The organism is Halomonas sp. KO116 (assembly GCF_000734975.2).
GTDB classification, from domain to species: Bacteria; Pseudomonadota; Gammaproteobacteria; order Pseudomonadales; family Halomonadaceae; genus Vreelandella; species Vreelandella glaciei.
Window position 1 is genome coordinate 3,420,658 of the sequence record NZ_CP011052.1, and the last position, 18,981, is coordinate 3,439,638.

The 18,981-nt window shown below is 52.6% G+C and carries 16 protein-coding genes and 2 tRNA genes; 7 read left to right on the plus strand and 11 right to left on the minus strand.

Translation table 11 applies throughout. The features are described 5' to 3' along the window. Nucleotides 1–5: 5 nt before the first annotated feature. Genes sdhA through sdhC form a run of 3 tightly spaced genes read right to left on the minus strand, consistent with a single transcriptional unit; the run spans nt 6 to nt 2,501 of the window. Entirely contained in the window at nt 6–1,778 is a 1,773-nt protein-coding gene (sdhA, locus tag KO116_RS15745) for a succinate dehydrogenase flavoprotein subunit (RefSeq protein WP_035563058.1), read from the minus strand. Nucleotides 1,779–1,782: 4 nt separating this feature from the next. After that, a complete protein-coding gene (gene sdhD / locus KO116_RS15750) occupies nt 1,783–2,130 on the minus strand; it encodes a succinate dehydrogenase, hydrophobic membrane anchor protein (RefSeq protein ID WP_035563055.1) in 348 nt (115 codons plus the stop codon). Beyond that, on the minus strand, nt 2,124–2,501 hold the full coding sequence (gene sdhC / locus KO116_RS15755) for a succinate dehydrogenase, cytochrome b556 subunit (protein WP_200897104.1): 378 nt from the start codon (nt 2,499–2,501) through the stop codon (nt 2,124–2,126). The genes sdhD and sdhC overlap by 7 nt, the downstream gene beginning before the upstream one ends. Nucleotides 2,502–3,012: 511 nt before the next feature. On the opposite strand from sdhC, the gene gltA reads away from it, so the two are divergent. Then, nucleotides 3,013–4,299: a citrate synthase gene (gene gltA, locus KO116_RS15760; protein WP_035563050.1), complete on the plus strand. Its 1,287-nt coding sequence runs from the start codon at nt 3,013–3,015 to the stop codon at nt 4,297–4,299. 671 nt (nt 4,300–4,970) lie between these two features. Here gltA and KO116_RS15765 read toward each other — a convergent pair. The 3 genes from KO116_RS15765 to gltX form a co-directional block, all read right to left on the minus strand. Beyond that, nucleotides 4,971–5,046 (minus strand) — tRNA-Glu (locus KO116_RS15765). 66 nt (nt 5,047–5,112) lie between these two features. Continuing rightward, nucleotides 5,113–5,188, minus strand: a tRNA-Ala gene (locus tag KO116_RS15770). A 160-nt stretch (nt 5,189–5,348) separates the two neighbouring features. Next, nucleotides 5,349–6,833 carry a glutamate--tRNA ligase gene (gene gltX, locus KO116_RS15775; protein ID WP_035563047.1) on the minus strand — a complete coding sequence of 495 codons (1,485 nt, stop codon included), beginning with the start codon at nt 6,831–6,833 and terminating at the stop codon, nt 5,349–5,351. Between the two features lie 309 nt (nt 6,834–7,142). Here gltX and KO116_RS15780 point away from each other — a divergent pair, with 309 nt between their 5' ends. After that, nucleotides 7,143–7,667, plus strand: coding sequence for a helix-turn-helix domain-containing protein (locus KO116_RS15780; RefSeq protein WP_035563045.1), 525 nt, complete (start codon nt 7,143–7,145; stop codon nt 7,665–7,667). A gap of 5 nt (nt 7,668–7,672) precedes the next feature. Here the strand turns inward: KO116_RS15780 and KO116_RS15785 are convergent, their stop codons facing one another. Next, on the minus strand, nt 7,673–8,269 hold the full coding sequence (locus KO116_RS15785) for a hypothetical protein (protein ID WP_035563044.1): 597 nt from the start codon (nt 8,267–8,269) through the stop codon (nt 7,673–7,675). A gap of 146 nt (nt 8,270–8,415) precedes the next feature. Here KO116_RS15785 and KO116_RS15790 point away from each other — a divergent pair, with 146 nt between their 5' ends. Continuing rightward, entirely contained in the window at nt 8,416–9,222 is an 807-nt protein-coding gene (locus tag KO116_RS15790) for a sulfite exporter TauE/SafE family protein (protein ID WP_035563041.1), read from the plus strand. Between the two features lie 105 nt (nt 9,223–9,327). After that, nucleotides 9,328–9,639: a hypothetical protein gene (locus tag KO116_RS25320; RefSeq protein WP_045812154.1), complete on the plus strand. Its 312-nt coding sequence runs from the start codon at nt 9,328–9,330 to the stop codon at nt 9,637–9,639. 204 nt (nt 9,640–9,843) lie between these two features. Here KO116_RS25320 and KO116_RS15800 read toward each other — a convergent pair whose 3' ends face one another. Beyond that, nucleotides 9,844–11,223, minus strand: coding sequence for an IS1380 family transposase (locus KO116_RS15800; protein WP_035564251.1), 1,380 nt, complete (start codon nt 11,221–11,223; stop codon nt 9,844–9,846). Between the two features lie 311 nt (nt 11,224–11,534). On the opposite strand from KO116_RS15800, the gene KO116_RS25325 reads away from it, so the two are divergent. Next, nucleotides 11,535–11,705: a hypothetical protein gene (locus KO116_RS25325; RefSeq protein ID WP_158414217.1), complete on the plus strand. Its 171-nt coding sequence runs from the start codon at nt 11,535–11,537 to the stop codon at nt 11,703–11,705. 546 nt (nt 11,706–12,251) lie between these two features. Continuing rightward, entirely contained in the window at nt 12,252–13,112 is an 861-nt protein-coding gene (locus KO116_RS15805) for a DNA adenine methylase (protein ID WP_035559709.1), read from the plus strand. Here KO116_RS15805 and KO116_RS15810 read toward each other — a convergent pair. Then, nucleotides 13,109–14,464 (minus strand): ParB N-terminal domain-containing protein, encoded by a 1,356-nt coding sequence (locus KO116_RS15810; protein ID WP_144408604.1) that lies wholly within the window; start codon nt 14,462–14,464, stop codon nt 13,109–13,111. The two genes, KO116_RS15805 and KO116_RS15810, sit on opposite strands and share 4 nt — an antisense overlap. Nucleotides 14,465–15,186: 722 nt before the next feature. Here KO116_RS15810 and dusA point away from each other — a divergent pair. Then, nucleotides 15,187–16,200 carry a tRNA dihydrouridine(20/20a) synthase DusA gene (dusA, locus tag KO116_RS15815; RefSeq protein WP_035559633.1) on the plus strand — a complete coding sequence of 338 codons (1,014 nt, stop codon included), beginning with the start codon at nt 15,187–15,189 and terminating at the stop codon, nt 16,198–16,200. Nucleotides 16,201–16,262: 62 nt separating this feature from the next. On the opposite strand, the gene KO116_RS15820 is transcribed toward dusA, so the two are convergent. Then, nucleotides 16,263–17,735: a catalase gene (locus tag KO116_RS15820; protein ID WP_035559630.1), complete on the minus strand. Its 1,473-nt coding sequence runs from the start codon at nt 17,733–17,735 to the stop codon at nt 16,263–16,265. A gap of 207 nt (nt 17,736–17,942) precedes the next feature. Continuing rightward, nucleotides 17,943–18,974: a succinylglutamate desuccinylase/aspartoacylase family protein gene (locus KO116_RS15825; RefSeq protein WP_035559627.1), complete on the minus strand. Its 1,032-nt coding sequence runs from the start codon at nt 18,972–18,974 to the stop codon at nt 17,943–17,945. Nucleotides 18,975–18,981: the final 7 nt, after the last annotated feature.

Genomic DNA, 18,981 nt, shown 5'->3' on the forward strand with positions numbered 1-18,981 from the left:
GGCGTTTAGTAGGTACGAACCTTAGGCTCGAACGTATCAACAGTTTTCGGCTTGAAGTTAACGTCGCGTTTTTTCAGCTCTTTCGTCGCAGGGAAGAACAGCGAGTGCTTCAGCCAGTTGACGTCATCACGGTCTGGATAGTCGTAGCGCGAGTGGGCGCCGCGGCTCTCTTTACGCTCAAGGGCAGCGATCGCCGTCGCTTCAGCCACTTCCATCAAGTTATCGAGTTCCAGCGCTTCTACACGGGCAGTGTTAAAGGCATTGGACTTGTCAGGCAGGTGGGCATTGGCGATACGCTCACGCAGTAGCGCTAGCTTGTCGACGCCTTCCAGCATGTTTTTCTCTTCACGGAATACGCCGAAGGAAGTTTGCATGATGTCCTGAAGCTCAGCCTTCAGCTCAGGAATACTTTCACCACCCTCAGACTCATTCCAGCGCGTGATCCGCTTCATGGCCGACTCAATGTCAGACTCAGAAGCGTCCAGGTACTCAATGCCTGCGTTCAGCGCGCCTTCGATAAACATACCCGCGGCACGCCCAAACACTACCAGATCGAGCAGTGAGTTACCGCCCAAGCGGTTGGCACCGTGAACCGATACACACGCCGCTTCACCACAGGCAAACAGTCCGTTAACGATATGATCGTTACCGCTTTCGTCCATGGTAATCGCCTGACCATGAATGTTGGTTGGAATACCGCCCATCATATAGTGGCAGGTCGGCACGACCGGGATTGGATCTTTTGCCGGGTCAACGTGAGCAAAGGTCTTAGAAAGCTCAACGATACCGGGCAGGCGCTTACCAAGCACTTCTTCGCCCAGGTGATCAAGCTTCAGGAAGACGTGATCGCCCTTCTCGCCACAGCCACGACCTTCCAGAATTTCCATGACCATTGAACGAGCAACAACGTCACGGCCGGCCAAGTCTTTGGCGTTCGGTGCATAACGCTCCATAAAGCGCTCGCCGTCTTTATTGATCAGGTAGCCGCCTTCACCGCGGCAGCCTTCTGTGACCAGCGTGCCCGCACCGTAAATGCCGGTCGGGTGGAACTGCCACATTTCCATGTCCTGCATCGGGAAGCCCGCACGCAGCGCCATACCGATGCCGTCACCGGTATTGATCAAGGCGTTAGTCGTGGAGGCGTAAATACGGCCTGCACCACCGGTCGCGAGTACCGTGGCCTTCGATTTAACGTGAACTACTTCGCCCGTCTCGATGCACATGGCGATACAACCGACCACGTCACCGCTGGCGTTTTTGACCAGATCAACCGCGTACCACTCGTTGAGGAACACGGTGTCGTTCTTCAAGTTATTCTGATAAAGCGTGTGCAACAGCGCGTGGCCGGTACGGTCAGCCGCCGCACAGGTACGTGCCGCCTGGCCACCTTCACCGAAGTTCTTTGACTGACCACCGAACGGACGCTGATAAATACGGCCGTTATCTAAACGCGAGAACGGCAGGCCCATGTGTTCGAGCTCAAAGACCGCTTTCGGGCCTTCAGAACACATATACTCAGCCGCGTCCTGGTCAGCGATATAGTCGCCGCCTTTAACGGTGTCGTACATGTGCCAGCGCCAGTCATCATTCGGGTCATCAGACGCGATTGCACAGGTGATACCACCCTGAGCAGAAACGGTGTGAGAGCGGGTCGGGAAAACTTTCGATAACACGGCCGTCTTTTTGCCGGACTTGGCAAGTTCAAGCGCGGCTCGCAGGCCAGCACCACCGCCACCAATGATAATGGCGTCAAACGTCAGGCTACGCAGATTAGACATGTAATCAAGCTCCCCACAGAATTTGAATGCCCCACACCAAGTACACGAAAATGCCCAGGATGATGACAGCTTGGACACCCACGCGCAGGCGAGTGGACTTGAGATAGTCGGTGGTGACGGTCCATAGGCCGATCCAGGCGTGCGCGGCTAAGGCGACGAACGCCAGTAGCGAGAAAATCCGCATCCACGTCTGGTTGAACAGGCCGCTCCACGCGTAGTAATCGAGATCGGGATTAAACAGCAGGAAGGCAACGATAAAGACCGTGTAGATGGCCAGAATTACCGCCGAAACGCGCTGCATCAGCCAGTCAGAAAGCCCACTACGGCCAAAACTTGTGATGTTAGTTACCATACCCAAACTCCTGCCAGAATAATCAGAACGGCACTGACCACGACGGTGATCTGCGCTTTTTGTACGCCACCTTCAAGGGTTACCCCAATATCGGCATCCATCAGCAGGTGCTTAATGCCTGCTACAAAGTGGAATGCCAGGGCGGACAACAGCCCCCAAGCGATTAACTTAGCCAAGAAATTATTGGCCAGCACATCGCTAACGGCGTCAAAACCCGCCGGAGATGACAAGGATTTACCCAGCGCCCAAAAAGCGAAAATCAGGCCAATGAACAGGATGACACCCGTAATACGGTGTGCGATCGACGTCAGGGCCGGCAGTGGGAAATGGATCGTAGTAAGGTCTAGGTTTACGGGTCGTTTGCTATTCACGGCTTTGTACACACTCTCTTGGCCCGCTCTGCGACAGGTCGGGCATGGCCCGAGCGGGCGGTGGTTGCTGGAAGGGGCTCGGCCGTTGCCAAGTCGGGCACGACCACCTACCTGCCGGTCGCGCGCCGTGGATTATAAGAACCTTCGCCCTCGCTTACAAACCGAACTCAGGCTTAACTCGACTATGGTGCAAGAAAATTACCATCATTCGGATTCGATTTTGCGCTGCAGCATCGCTATAGTGACGATAGAGTAGCAATTTGATAAGCCTGTTAACATCTCATGTTAAACTATTGTTAAAATATCGCCGGTCTTTTAACGCTTTGTCATATTGTAGACTTTTAAATCTTATACAACACTCATCATAATAACAATTTTTGTACAATACACAGCTAGCGCTTAGGCTAATTGACAAAATGTCGCACACTTCTATAGTGGGCAGGCCTTTTCGCCGGCGCGGTATGCGCAGCAACGACTTTACGTCCCAACCCGAATTCGAAAGGAGGCCAGCATGGCTGACAGGAAAGCGACATTGACGGTAGACGGTCTTGATAAACCGATCGAGCTACCCATGTATTCCGGCACACTTGGCCCCGACGTCATCGACGTACGCGGCTTAGGCGCTGAAGGCCTGTTCACCTACGATCCCGGCTTTATGGCCACCTCTTCCTGCCAATCTGCCATCACCTATATTGATGGCGGCAAGGGCGTACTGCTTCACCGCGGCTACCCCATCGACCAGCTGGCCAAAGAGTCTAATTTCGTAGAAGTGTGCTACACCCTGCTATTTGGTGAGCTACCTAACGACGAGCAATACGCAGATTTTGAATCGCGCATTCGTAACCACACCATGGTTCACGATCAGATCAACAACTTCTTTAAAGGGTTCCGCCGCGACGCGCACCCGATGTCTATCCTGTGTGGCGTAGTCGGCGGCCTAGCCGCTTTCTATCATGACCATATGGACATTACTCAAGAAGAAGATCGTGTGATTAGTGCGATCCGTCTGATTGCTAAAATGCCGACGCTGGCGGCCATGTCGCACAAGTATAATGTGGGGCAGCCGTTCAACTATCCGCGCAACGACCTGAGCTATGCAGAGAACTTCCTCTACATGATGTTCAGCAACCCGTGCGAAGAGTACAAAATTAACCCGGTATTCGCGAAAGCCATGGACCGCATCTTTATGCTACATGCGGACCACGAGCAGAACGCCTCTACCTCTACGGTACGCCTTGCAGGCTCCACGGGCGCTAACCCATTCGCCTGTATCAGCGCTGGTATCGCGGCACTTTGGGGCCCCGCTCACGGCGGCGCTAACGAAGCCGTACTGGCGATGCTCGACGAAATCGGCGAAGACTCCGAAGAGAACATCCAGCACTTTGTCGATAAAGCCAAGGACAAAGACGACCCATTCAAGCTAATGGGCTTTGGCCACCGCGTATATCGCAACTTCGATCCGCGCGCCAAGGTAATGAAAGAGACCTGCGACGAAGTACTTGCAGAACTCGGCATGGCCGACGACCCACAGCTTAAAATCGCCAAGCGTCTTGAGCAGATCGCCCTTGAAGACGAGTACTTCATCGAGCGTAAGCTATACCCGAACGTAGACTTCTATTCAGGCATCATCCTGAAAGCGATGGGTATCCCCACCAATATGTTCACCGTGATCTTCGCGGTATCGCGCACCATTGGCTGGATCTCTCATTGGCACGAAATGCTCAGCGAAAGCTACAAAATCGGCCGTCCGCGTCAGCTCTATATTGGTCATGACCAGCGCGACTACCCGAAAAAATAAATCAACACCCCGCTTGATCAAAGGCCACCTTCGGGTGGCCTTTTGCGTAAGGTCCCTTTCACGCTGGGCTGGCATTACGCCAGTCACCTGCCAGCGACTTGAGCCAACAAAGGTCTCTACTCGCCTGTCGTTCGCACCGCTACACCAACGAGGGCTTGAGCAAGTTCACCGCCTGACGGGCTACTATAATGCCCGTGCAACCAACACCAGCTGACTTCGCTGGGTATCTCCATTACTTAGTCAATTTTGAATCAACCATTGCGCTAAATCACCACCATTAAAACACCTGAGCACCCCTAATATCGCTTGACATTTTTGCCTCTCGGCTTCGCTCAGGGTTTTCCACACTATCTGTGGATAACCCTGTTCACAACCACTTCAAAACGTCCCACAATCGCCATGGGCAGTGGGCCAGCCTTAAATTGGTCATTTTTTGATCTAATGTAAGTCATTGTTTTTTAATGATTTAAGTTCTGTTCAATATTTTTTGCGTCAACAACAAGGGGTTGTGCACAACCTTGAAATCAGAATCGCAAAAGTGGACAAGTCAAGCATAAAATCGCCCAAAAAGTGGCGATTTGTAGCTTTTTTGTGAACGGCAGGAACGCAGAAATCCAGCAGATGAGAAGACTCATTGCCAGAAAAAACATTAGAAAGGGAGTAGTAAGTAGTGGCGTCCCATAGGGGGTTCGAACCCCTGTTACCGCCGTGAAAGGGCGGTGTCCTAGACCACTAGACGAATGGGACGTATAACACTAGACATATAACGCTAAAAGCGTGTCTTCCCGAGCAACTATTCACATGCTGCTGAATTGGTGGAGCCTAGCGGGATCGAACCGCTGACCTCAACACTGCCAGTGTTGCGCTCTCCCAGCTGAGCTAAGGCCCCACATGTCGCGAAGACGGAGCGTATAATACTGATTCCCCTGGCCTTCGTCAACATGAAAAACGCCAATTACTTAAAGATAAGAAATTGGCGCTAGCACTATCTCAATTGCGGTTAGCTGATGTTACTAAGCTCTTTCACAGAGCTCTTTCACAGAGCTCTTTCACGAAGCTATTTCACGAAACTCTTTTTCAAAGCGCTTCGCCTGTTTCTTAGAGACGCCACCCAACACCTCTATCGCGCTGCGCAGGCGAGCCCGGGTAACGTCGGAGCCAAGAATCGCCATGGCGTCCATAACCGAGGTGCTGGACGTACTGCCGGTAATCGCAATAAACACCGGCGCCAGGAACGCTTTCATTTTCAAATCAAAATGCTCGGACAGCAGCTTAACTTCGCTCAGTAGCGCCTCTTTATTCCAAGCGGAGACGCCTTCAAATCGCCAAACAAGGAACTGGAGCAGTTTTACCAGCTCCTCTTCCTCAAGCTTCACACTCTCAAACGACGCTTTAGTCAGTGCTGGCAAGCCCGAGAAGAAGTGCCCTGCCAACGGCATGACCTGGGAGAGCGTTTCTACCCGCGGCCGTACCTGCGGCAGAATCTGCTTAATATAGGCTTCATTGAAGGCCCACTCACGCAGCGCGCTTAACAGCGCATCGTCGTCCAGGTCTTCACGAATATAGACGCCGTTCAGCCAGGTCAGCTTCTCCAGGTCGAATACAGGGCCGCCTAACGAGACACGCTGCACATCAAATTCTGCCATCATTTCTTGCAGACTGAATTTCTCGCGCTCATCGGGCATTGACCAGCCCATCCGCCCCAAATAGTTGGTGACGGCCTGGGGTAAAAAGCCCATTCGACGGTAATAGTTGATCGACGTTGGGTTCTTGCGCTTGGAGAGTTTGGATTTATCCGGGTTGCGCAGCAGCGGCATATGACAAAGTTGCGGCATTTCCCAACCAAAATACTCATACAGCAACTGGTGCTTTGGTGCGGAGTTAATCCACTCCTCCCCACGCAACACATGAGTGATTGCCATTAAATGGTCGTCGACCACGTTGGCTAAATGGTAGGTAGGCATGCCATCTGATTTGAGCAAAATTTGCGCGTCTACCTGCGCCCACTCCACCTCGATTATGCCACGCAGCATGTCCTTAACAACGCACACGCCTTCGGCGGGCACATTCATGCGCACTACATAAGGCCAGCCCTCTTGCTCACGGCGCGCTTGCTCTTGTGCATCCAGCGCTAAATCTGCAGGTTTTAAGGCCAGCTGCAATCCTGCGGCTTTGCGTGTCTCACGCAGCTCATCCAGCTCTTCACTGGTGCGGTAGCACTTAAACGCATGACCGGCATCCAAAAGTTGTTGAGCGTGTTGGGCATAAATGTCGCCACGCTCGCTTTGCCGATATGGGCCATAGGGGCCACCCACATCAGGGCCTTCATCCCACTCAAGACCCAGCCAGCTCAATGAATCAAGAATCATCTGCTCTGATTCAGGCGTAGAACGCACCCGATCAGTGTCTTCAATACGAAGGATAAATTGGCCGCCATGCTGACGAGCAAAACATAGATTAAAAAGCGCGATGTAAGCCGTACCAACGTGGGGGTCCCCTGTCGGAGAAGGCGCGATGCGAGTACGTACGGTCATGAAAACGTCCTATTGGCAAAAATGCATAGCGTTATTATACGCACCTTAGGCGCAACCAACAGCGGCACCCAGGGAACAACTCGCGCAAGAAAGCGTCAGAGAAATTAACTCAACGTTATTTGTCCACTAATGCGCGCTAAAGCACAATCGCTTAGTATGGCACTGTAGCAACCCCTTGAGCGCATACCTCAAGACTGAAGCAGAGCAATAACGTATGTTCGTAGCGCCACTATTTATATTTTATATTGAAAAAGACGACTATAGTGGAAGACATTCACGAGCTTTTTAGCTCATCATCAGGAAAACGAAATGGAATCGCTAGGCTCACGGATCAAGCAACTGCGGCTTAGGGCCAAGCTCAACAAAGCTGCCCTTGCACGCAAAGTTGGCGTGTCAGATGTCACCATTTCTTATTGGGAATCCGGGGCGATCAAACAGATCGGTCACGAACGCTTAGTTGCGCTCGCTGACGCCCTCGACTGTTCCCTGGCAACACTATTGGAAGGTGATAGCGCACCCGAGCTATTAACGTTGACTCATACTGGTCCCCTCCCCTGGGAACAGGTACAGGCAACCACCATTAAAGTGCCCAGCCATTTGCCGTTGAACATCGACTGGAAAGCACCATGTGTGATGGCAACCCCTGGCCAAGGTACGGATTTTTCGCCCGTTAACGCTGGTGATTTACTGCTGCTCGGGCCTACCCATGTGTTTCATAAAGCGGGCCACTACGTGGTGCAACGCGATGATCGTTTCGTCATTGAGCACTTCGCCAAAGCCCCCAGTGACACATCGATTCATGCAGTACTATTAGCCCATTGGCATCCTGCCTAAAGCGTCTACCTCCCCGGACTCTCTAGCACCTCCACCTGGTCACGCGTTTGCCTTGGTTCACTCCCCACCAAGAAACGCTGTGAGTAGGTGGCCACTTGGCCCAGCCCATGGCGGGATTGGCTGACAAGCTCTCCCGCCAGGTGCTGGCCCTCGTGGCCAATACGCGCCTGCACGGCGACTGGCTGCACGCTGCCTTCCGAGACTTCCACGCGGACATCGTAGCCGCCATCGGGCAGCCCACTGCCAGAACCAAACGGGCCGGCTGCAAACTGGCCATTTTCGATTTGCGTTCTTGCCTGCCAACGCACCCGGCTGATCTCACGCTCGACTACAATGCGTACCTGGGTGCCATCCGGTAAGTTGCTTTTACCTTCCACCATTAAGCGCCGATCGCTGCGTAAGGCGACCTGCGTCGATATCTCGACAACAAGCGGCTCTACTTCCACCTCAGCAATTTCCGACTCAGTCACCGGGGCTTCAGGGGTGGCCTCAGGTTGCGCGGAGGAAACTGTGTCAGTTGACGGCTCCTCCATGTCGCTACAGCCTGCCAATAGCGCAACTACCACTACCAAAACGCCAACATTGCCTATTACCTTGCGCATACGAACTCCGAAACATTACTTGTCCTGCAGCTTACCACTGCATCGCCGCTACCACAGTCGAATACTCGACTTTGGTCCCGCTACACGCGCCGCTTCCGGTACAATGTGCTTATCGTGCTAACAAGACACTTTTAGGAGCAGCGGATTTGGACATCATCTGGTGGTTGGCATATGTAGCACTGGGCGGCTTTGTTGGCTTGATGGCAGGCTTATTAGGGATTGGCGGCGGTGGCATTATGGTGCCGATTTTAACGTCGCTATTTGTACTTCAAGGTGTGCCCCATGAACATCTCGCCCACTTGGCGTTAGGCACTGCCATGGCGTCTATTATTCCTGCGTCTACCGCCAGCCTGCTTTCCCACCATCGGCACAAGGCGGTACGCTGGGACATCGTGCGTTATATTACCCCCGGCATTTTAGTCGGCACGTTTTTAGCTACCTTTATCGCCGCGCTGATCCCCACCCGTAGCCTAGCCATCTTTTTCGCCTGTTTTATGGTGCTAATGTCGCTCCAGATGTTGGCAAACATCAAGCCCAAACCGAACCGCGGCCTACCTAGCCCAATGGGAGTAAGCGGTGTGGGCCTGGGCATCGGTGGTATTTCAGCGCTGGTGGCGATTGGTGGCGGCTCACTAACCGTGCCCTTCCTCACCTGGTGCAACGTCAAACTCCCCCGCGCGATTGGCACCTCGGCAGCCGTTGGGCTACCCATTGCCGTCGCTGGGGCGCTGGGTTACATCATTAATGGTTGGAGTACAGCCGGGCTGCCTAGTGCCGCGCTAGGCTATGTTTATCTTCCCGCGTTTCTACTAATGGCGCCGTTCAGCATTATAACCGCTCCGATTGGTGCCAAGCTCGCCCACAAGCTGCCCGTCGCGCTACTCAAGCGCGTATTCGCGTTTATGTTGATGGGACTGGCGCTGCAGATGGTGTATGCGGTGTTTACGGCGTGAGCTATACCTGCAGTATTAGGATAGAGACGCTGTAAGGCATTGCCAGATGAAAGGAAAGCAGCGTATTTCCGTGCCATAATATTCGGCCCGTTTGTAGGAGGCGGCATGGGCATTATTTTTGGTAATCGGGAATTTATTGACGAAACCACTCTCCCAGGGGCACAGGTTCAGCATTTTTCGCTAGCTGGGACTAACTACGGCGCGTTATTTATTCCTCGTCCCGCATGGGACGATAACACCGCTCTTAAAGTGACCCAGGAACTAGGCGTTCAGATCCCAGAAGATGCCTACGAGATCAAATTTGATACGCTTGATAGCCTATTGGATGACAACCCAGCCCATGGCTACCGTACTCGATATCAGTTAGGTCTAGCCCCTTACTCCTTAACCCGCCTTATTCACGAGGGCGCTGATTGAGCGGTCTGAAGGTACTGGCTGTTGGCATTGCTTATCAGGATTCGCATCTTCAGCGCGAGTGGCTGTTGAGTAATGCCAGAACGCAGCCCTTTTCCTACTTACTTATAGCTCTTTGGAATCAATGGCGGCCGTCCAAGCAGCCGTGATCGCCGACCGCCGCTCCGGTCGCTCGCTTTCTGATGCTGTGGTGGTCTCGCAGGAGCGTCAGCTCAGTGCGGTCAGCTTCGGCAGCCCCTTAAGCAAGGTCGGCCACCACTTGTCGGCAGCGGCTCCGAGATGAACCGTGATTCGCCGAGCGTGCAGCCTCAGCGTGGCGGCGACCTTCAGCACCTGCTCGCGCATCCGGCTGAGGCTCCAGCCTTGCCGGGTCTGCCGCTCCAGCAGGCAGCGCAGGCCATGCAGGACCTGGTAGGCGTAGAGGCTGAGCAGCAGGCTCACCTCGTTGCGGGCCATCACGTCCTGAACGGTGGAGGCGCCACGATCGGTCGACGAGAGGTGCACGTCCAGCGCCGACTTCACCTCGCCCATGTGCGCCTCGGCGCTGCCGCGCTTGCGGTAGAGCGCCAGGACCTTCTCCGGCGGCCAGTCGAACTTGCCGAGGTTGGTGACCAGGAAGAAGGCATGCAGCAGCAGGTCATCGGGGCGTTCCTGCACCACCAGCACCACGCGACGCGGTGCCGACCAAGAGCCCGCTTGATACTCCAGATCGTGGCACCACTCGCGAGGCTGCTCGGGTGGCCGGCCGGGTGGCCGCTTCAGGTGCGGTGCCGCCAGCTTCTGCAGGCCGGAGTGACTGCGCAGTCGGCCCAGGTACTCGATGTCGCGCTCTTCCAGGGCCTCCAGCGTCGCGTTGTCGGTGAAACCGGCGTCGATGCGCACCCGAACCTGGGCGCCGGTGCTCTCGTTGAGTCGCTTCACCAGGTGCGGGATCCAAGTGTCGGCGTTCTCGGCCGGGCCGGCGTTGCCCTCGCGCAGCAGCCCACCCACCATGTCGCCGGTCTCGGCCAGCGAGGCGACCAGCGGCGAGTAGATGCGGGCCCCGTAAAGGCCATGATAGGCCGACCCGCCCTGGTGGCCATGCACCTTGATCGGCAGGCCGTCGATGTCCAGCGTCAGCTGCTTGGGACGTTCACCGTTCTGCAGCGAGGTCAGGCGCCAGACCACCAGCCGCAGCAGGCCTTCGTGCACGGCATCGATATTGTCGTTACGACCGAGGCAGCTCAGCAGCCGCGACAGCGTGGCTTGAGACGGCCGGTCCTGGGCCAGGGGCGTTGTCCCGCGCGCATCGCTGCAGGCCAGCTGCCAGAGCGGATCACGGCGCAGCGTGTCGGTATCGCTGAGGTCGATCCAGCCCATCGCACGCTGCAGCACCAGGGTACGCAACTGGCTGGCCAGCGAATGAAGGATGCGCAGCGGGTGGCGTCGATCGACCAGATTGTCTTCCAGCGCCTCAATCACGCCGCTGTTGTCGAGGGCCTCACGCAACAGCAGAGCGCCGCTGTCGCTGGTAGTGCGCTGGCCGCTCAGCTCAACACGGACAGAGCCGTTGCATGAGGGCGTCCAGGTGGATAGGCTTTCACCCATAGCGGATGGCTCTCTTGGTTCAGATTCTTGCCGGAACGTTCTGATTTCTCAAGAGAATACCATCCGCTATCTTCGTTTTCAGGTCGGCCTCATGAATAAGGCGGGCTTAACTGAGTTGAATCTACTCGGCTCTGGCTTGCTAGAGTCCATTAGCCTGTTTGATTATGATATGCATGGCTCGGGCTATTATGGCTGTGCCGTTGATGACAATACTCAGCTGTGCCACTATTACAGAAGGCTTTATCGACGCTATGGAGCTTATTTCCTAGCTAGCGGTCTAACGCCCTATACCTCCCAGAGAGGAACATGCTATGCATTTATACGCGGATGAACACATCACACAGCAGCAGCGCAAGGCAGCAACCATTGAGGCCGCACGTAAGCGCTATCTTGCCGCACAACGGCAAGGCAATGTAAAAATCAGCCTGAGCGCTGAGGAAGCGCAGAAACGCGCTCAGAAGTCCGTTTTTCGCCTGTCCTAATTGTTAGCTTCAACCCCCCCCCCGACCACTCCACATGGTCGGGGATTTTTATTGCCGCATTAATCTGGCGAAACGTTTCCGCAACGCGTGCTCTTAGGCGACACCTTCAATATGGCAAAGTTGCCAGCAAGTTATTTCCCGTTACGCAATGTAATGACCACCTGCACCATCCAACGCCTCGCCTGCCTAACTCCCCCCTTAAACTGCTGCACAGTCGCAAAACAGCCCTAACTACCTCGGCCGACAATTGGCGGCAACGGAAGCCCAACCAGATAGACAAACCACAAATGGAAGAGGAACGCCAGCGCAGCCAACAGCTAATGGCCACCATGGACGCGCTATACGACGAATTGGGATGAGTTGATGGTGGCGTATACGAATGAGGGGGCGGCGAAACAAGCAGTAAGAAATATTTAGTTGAAAAAACATCAAGTTGCAAAAATCTAGATTGGGCTATAACAATGAAACACCTATTATTTTGCATAAAAATCCGTGAAAATGGGCTTCAAATTCGAAATTGCCAAATACACTAAATTGAGAGTCAATATGTCTTCGCCCCGCTCATTCGTTACTCCCCTACGCTACCCGGGAGGAAAGGCTCGCCTTGGTGAATGGTTGGGTAGTTTAATGCGGCACAATGGCATCAGTGGCGGTTCATATGTAGAGCCTTATGCAGGGGGTGCAGGTGCTGCTATCTACTTGTTAACACATGGTTATGTTAACAACATAATTATAAATGATGCTGATCCAGCAATTTATGCCTTCTGGTGGTCGATCTTAAATGATGACAAGTTTTTCTTCGATCTTTTTGAGAAAACTGAAATCAACATGGAAAGTTGGTATCAGCAAAAAAATATAGTTAACAATCCGGATGAACATAGTATAACCGAACTCGGATTTGCCACCTTTTTTCTAAACAGAACCAATAGGTCTGGAATAATATCAGCAGGTGTCATTGGGGGAAAAAAACAAGAAGGAAAATATAAGATTGACGCTCGTTATAACAAAGAAAAGCTTTTGAAAAGAATAAAGAGCATAAACTCCCTCAAAAATCACATAACTGTTTACAACTTGGACGCGTTAGAATTAGTAACAAAAAAACTCCATGAAGAAAACAGCAAATGCCTTGTTTATCTCGACCCCCCTTATTATGTCAAGGGCAGTCAATTATATAGAAACCATTATCAACCTGAAGATCACGCTAAAATTGCAGACACAGTAAGAAAAATCCGCCATCCCTGGCTAGTAACTTATGACAACTGCGATCCTATAAGGGCTCTATACTCTCAAGAACGGAATGTTGAATTTTCGCTACATTATTCTACGCACTTATCAAGACCAAATGCAACTGAAATCATGTTTTATGACAACTTAACATTGCACAACAGCCCTACACTCCGTCGTTAGGAAGGCTTAGCCCTCCAACAAATTCCTATATAAAATGAAACTTCATCCCATAGACTATTTAGAACTTGTCCCGTGGGATGAAATGATTCTGAATGAACATACTTCTGAATAGTTTTTATGTGGAGCATGCTTTCGGCAGTACGGGTTTGACGCATCACAACTTCATACTCATCCTTAGCTATAAACCCATTTTCCAGCATATGGTCAGCGACTTTAGCAACTTGCTTATGAAAATCTTGATCTTTTTTAACATCACTAAAATTATTACAATAATTTTCTGTACTAATTTCAATTAAAGCCCTTAATAGCATTGCAACTGCAATTGGCGTTCCCGGGGTACTTCTGCTACCGTTAGTTTTTAAACGTCGAAGCTCCGCTACGATATTCTTAGCCTTTGTATTAACGGTAGGAATTGGGATTCCATCCTTCCCTCTCGGAAACAGCCCGGGGCGTTCCCATGAGGCAGAACGAGTACCTTTAACTTGTGAACCGGTTCCAGCTGGCTTTTCAATTTCAGCATCATCAGAGCTAGTAGACTGACTATTATTAGATGCACTTTCGCGACTATTACCTGTTGCTTCATTTGAGTCTGAACTTTCTTGATTATTTATCTCTGACTCTCCTTCTGCTCTTGCTCCCGTATTAGAATTGCTATCAGCTTCATTTTCTAAATTAGCGTTTAGGCCAACACTTCCTCTTACTTCATATAGGTATGATTTAGCACTGTCTGGTGAAAAAACATCCCTTACAGGCTTACCACTACTAAAGTCCGAAATAACTTTAATTGCCATTAACTTTGCAGTAGCTTCTGGAACCATCAGCTTTAAAGCATCATCATCTTGCACTTCAAAGCCTAAAAAATTCATATTTTCTTTTGTAAAAAACCTGTGCAAACTAGTTATTGGAAAATCATCCTCAACAATTAAGCCCTTGGATTCGGCCCAAAGTAAATATTTTCCAGCTCGTCTATAATCTGTTGAACCATTATGATTCAACGAAAAAACAGCTTTCATATAAGCAGCCCAAGAGAGTTGCCCAGCTCCTCCCATAGCTCCAGAGTGTCTTGCAATAACCTCCTTCTCTAAAGACTGTATATCACCACTTGAAAGACACTCAACTTTATCTAATATGTTATCTTTGAATTCATCTGCAATTCTTTTTATTTTCAGCTTCAAGTATTCTACAGGGCATCTTTCAGGGTGCCTTAGCAGCTTAAGTGCTGTCGTACGCCTATTACCATCCCATACTAACCACTCCCCATTATCTAAAGGCTGAACCAAAATGGGCATAGTTGTTAATCCATTTTCAGCGATATCCTGTATCAGCGTAAGCATTTGCTCTTCTTTGGCCAATATTTTTCAATACAGTCTCGCTGATCAGCTCCGGTTCTGATACGTGCATTTCCAACGTCTAGCAACAAATCATCAACAGAAATTTCTTTATTAGTAAAATTACGTCTACTCACTTTGCCCCCGATATTTTTAATATAATGATTAAAATAGACTTTGAGACTTGCTCAACGGTTATTTATCAAACCACCCGCCCAATCCGAATCTCACACCGCCCCAGAATCTCCATATTATGCATATCCAGGCGGCTTGATAATTTCCGGCTGGTAGTGGTCGTTGACGCTGATTAGGTACAGCGCACCGCCCGCCAGGCGCTGTACTCGTCAGATCCGTCGCTCGCCACTTACCAGCAGTATGAACACGCCTTCCTATTTTGGGACGCGGCATTTTTGTACCAACCATTTACTAACCTTAAGAAAGCCTAACCCATCAATAAGGTTAGCACCATTCTCCTAAGGCACATTTACAGCGCTATTTCATGGCATTGCTGGGCGGTAACCAACCTGATCTGCGGCGTAAGCGCTGTGGCAACTACCCTGCTATGTGCTGCGCGCCCTTTCTTACGTACAATGGCGCGCATACAACATGCTACCTGTGAGATAGCTATCAAGGTGTAACCGGTTTTTGAGGCTTCAGTCACTACCGCTGCTGGGTACATCAGGTGCGTTAATTACGGTTTTAAGAGGCAATATGGCTGCATTTAGTGCAGCCAAAAATGTTATTAAATGACTAATTTAATTAAAGAAAATAGTGCAGATCGTGGGCGGCTTTTTTCTGTGGCCCCGATGATGGACTGGACAACCCGCGATTACAGAGCATTCGCACGTACCTTAACCAAGCGGACGCTGCTGTATACCGAGATGGTCACCACCGGTGCGATTTTGCACGGGACGCCCCGTGAGCGCTTTTTGGGCTATAACGAGGTGGAGCATCCGCTTGCGCTACAGTTGGGCGGGAGCGATGCCGGTGAGCTGGCGGAGTGCGCGGCGATTGCCGAGGCGTGGGGCTATGATGAGGTGAACCTGAACGTGGGTTGCCCGAGCGACCGCGTGCAGAACAATATGATTGGCGCGTGCTTGATGGGTTACCCCGAAAAGGTGGCCGATGCAGTGCGGGCGATGCAGGCGGTGGTGTCTATTCCGGTCACGGTGAAGTGCCGTATTGGCATCGATGACCAGGATGAGGATGCCGACCTTGAGCGGTTTATCGCTATCGTCGCGGACGCAGGCTGTGAGGTGTTTACCGTTCACGCCCGTAAGGCGTGGCTACAGGGGTTGTCGCCTAAGCAGAACCGCGATGTGCCGCCGCTTAACTCCCCCCGCGTTCATCGTTTGAAGCAGAGTCGGCCCGAGCTACATATCGGTATTAACGGCGGCATTAAAACGCTCGCCGAGTGCCGTGAACAGCTCACCCAGGTGGATAGCGTGATGGTGGGGCGTGAGGCGTATCAAAACCCTTGGCTGCTGGCAGGCGTCGATGAGCAGCTGTTTGGTGAAAAAGGCCCCGCGGCAAGCCGCTTGGATGCTGCGAACGCTTTCCGGCCTTATATTCAGCAGCGTTTGGATGAAGGCGCGAAGCTGAATCACATTACCCGTCACCTGCTGGGCCTGTTCCAGGGTTGCCCTGGCGGCAGGCGCTTCCGGCGCCATTTGTCAGAATACGCCCATAAGGAAGGCGCAGGATTGCGCCTGTTTGATGACGCGCTTAGCTTGGTGAACGAACCTGAGTTCGTTGTATAAGTGCGTCGTATAAAAAAACCCGCTACGCAATGTAGCGGGTTCGTTTTCCTAGTAGCGTAAGCTTACTGACCGCTTTCCCGGCGGTTCGCCATTACGCCCTGCTCGACACGTTCGCCGATCGTTTGGTCGACGTTTTTCCAGTACTCAAATACCCGTGATAGCACCGGCTCTTCAACACCGTCGGAAACGTGGCCCACAATGTTGTTTACCAATCGGTCGCGGGCAGCATCATCCATTACCTTATTGACCAGGTCATTGGCCTGGTTGAAGTCGCCATCGCCCGGGCGCAGCGTGTAGGCGGCGCGAACCAACTCGCCGTCCGTCTCCCATACCGCATCTTCCGGGTACTTTTCCGGGTTGGCGTGCGCGCCCCCTTTGCTATTAGGTGCATACACCGGGTCGGTGGAGTGATTAATACGCATCTGACCACCCTGGCTATAGCTGTTAACCGGGACCTTGGGTGCGTTAACGGGAATATGTTGGTAGTTCACCCCTAAACGCGCGCGGTGCGCATCAGCATAGGATATTACCCGCGCCAAGAGCATTTTATCCGGCGAGAAACCGGTGCCCGGTACCGAGTTGCTGGGCTGAAACGCTGCCTGTTCGATTTGGCTGTGGAAATCGACGGGGTTGCGATCCAACGTCATCTTACCGACTTCTTGCAGCGGGTAGTCGCCGTGCGGCCATACCTTGGTCAAATCGAAGGGGTTGATGTGGTAGGTCTTGGCATCTTCAAACGGCATAATCTGAACTTGCAGCGTCCAGGTGGGATAATCCCCGCGTTTGATGGCATCGAACAGGTCGCGGCGATGATAGTCGGCATCCGCCCCCGCCATCTTATCGGCCTGTTCCTGGGTCATGCACTTAATGCCCTGGTCCGTCTTGAAGTGGTACTTCACCCAAAAGCGCTCGCCTGCAGCGTTGACCCACATATAGGTATGGCTTGAATAGCCGTTCATGTGGCGCCAACTGGCAGGGATACCACGATCGCCCATTAGCCAGGTCACCTGGTGGGCAGATTGCGGCGAAAGCGTCCAGAAGTCCCACTGCATATCGTGATCACGCAAGCCGTTATCCGCTCGACGCTTTTGTGAGTGAATAAAGTGCTGGAATTTGAGCGGATCGCGAACGAAAAACACAGGGGTATTATTACCCACCATGTCGAAGTTGCCCTCTTCGGTGTAGAACTTCAGCGAGAAGCCACGAGGATCGCGCCAAGTGTCCGGGCTACCTGCCTCACCGGCCACCGTCGAGAAACGCGCCAACATCTCGGTTTTCTTGCCCGGCTGGAGAAAGTCCGCCTTGGTGTATTGGCTAACGTCGTGAGTTACTTGAAAGTGACCAAAGGCGCCACTCCCTTTTGCGTGGGGCTGACGATTCGGAATCATTTCCCGGTTAAAGGCAGCCATCTGCTCCATCAAATAGTGATCATGCAGAACAATCGGCCCATCGGGGCCTACTGATAGTGAATGCTCATCACTGGTAACCGGTATACCCGCATCCGTTGTGGTGTGTTTTGGTTTATCGCTCGTCATCGCTTTTCCTCCATGTCACGGCAGACGTGGCGTATGATCGCCACTCGTTCTAGTACGATGAAAGCTTGGCTATTTATCCTCATTGTTGTCATTTTGATAGCCGCTAACAAAGCCCATAATAGGTATAGTCAACGAGTCACTAACTTGCCATTCGCGAAGGCTATCGCTTGCCTATCAGCTCAATAGTTTTTATTTATGAATAAGCACTTAAGAGAACGAATCAGTGGGCGGCACTAAGCTGGAATTAAAGCTTTCAACGGCGGTTTCGGCCTCTTCAATTTCATCAAAACGGGCAATATGAAACAGCGCTTCGCCTTCGTTGGCCAATGGCAAGCGGCTCATCCCAATCACGATGCCATCCGCCACAGCACGCACTTCGCCCTCGTCGTTACCAAAGGGGTCAGCCACTTTGCCCAGCACTTCGCCTTTGGCAACGCGGGCGCCCAGGCGCACCTTGGGGCGCAAAATGCCGTCAATCGGCGCGCGCGCCCAGCTTGACCCATTGGCCAATTCAGCGGGTGCTGGCGTGCGGCGGCGCTGCTCGCCGGTCAGCATGCCTAGGCGCCGCATTACCCGCAGCACACCGCGCACGCCGGGGGCAATCGCCCACTCGTCAAAACGCAGCGCTTCACCTGCTTCATAGGTCAATACCGGAATGCCGCGAGTCTGGGCGTAATGGCGAAGGCTGCCTTCACGCAGTTCCGCATTGAGTACCACGGGCGCACCGAAGGCATCGGCCATACGCTCGGTTTCACTGCCTGGGCGCAATTGAGCGCGGATTTGTGGCAGGTTAGTGCGATGAATGGCGCCTGTGTGTAGATCAATAATATGGGTGGCGTGATCGACGATTTGTTCGCGGAACAGCGCGGCAATCCGTCCGCCTAGCGACCCTGACTCACTGCCTGGAAAGCAGCGATTGAGATCGCGTCGATCGGGCAAATAGCGTGTTTGCTGAAGGAAGCCAAACACATTCACCACTGGCACGGCAATCAGGGTGCCGCGAATGCTATTGATCGCTTTCGCGCGCAGCACCCGGCGAACAATTTCCACCCCGTTAATTTCATCACCGTGAATGCCACCACACACCAATAATACGGGGCCCTCCTTACGGCCATGAACCACTTCCACAGGAATATGCAGCGGCGTATGGGTATATAAACGCGCCACCGGCACATCCACTTGTAAGCGTTGGCCGGGCATAATGGTATGTTCGCCCAACTGAAAAGGAGCTCGCGCCATGCTTTAT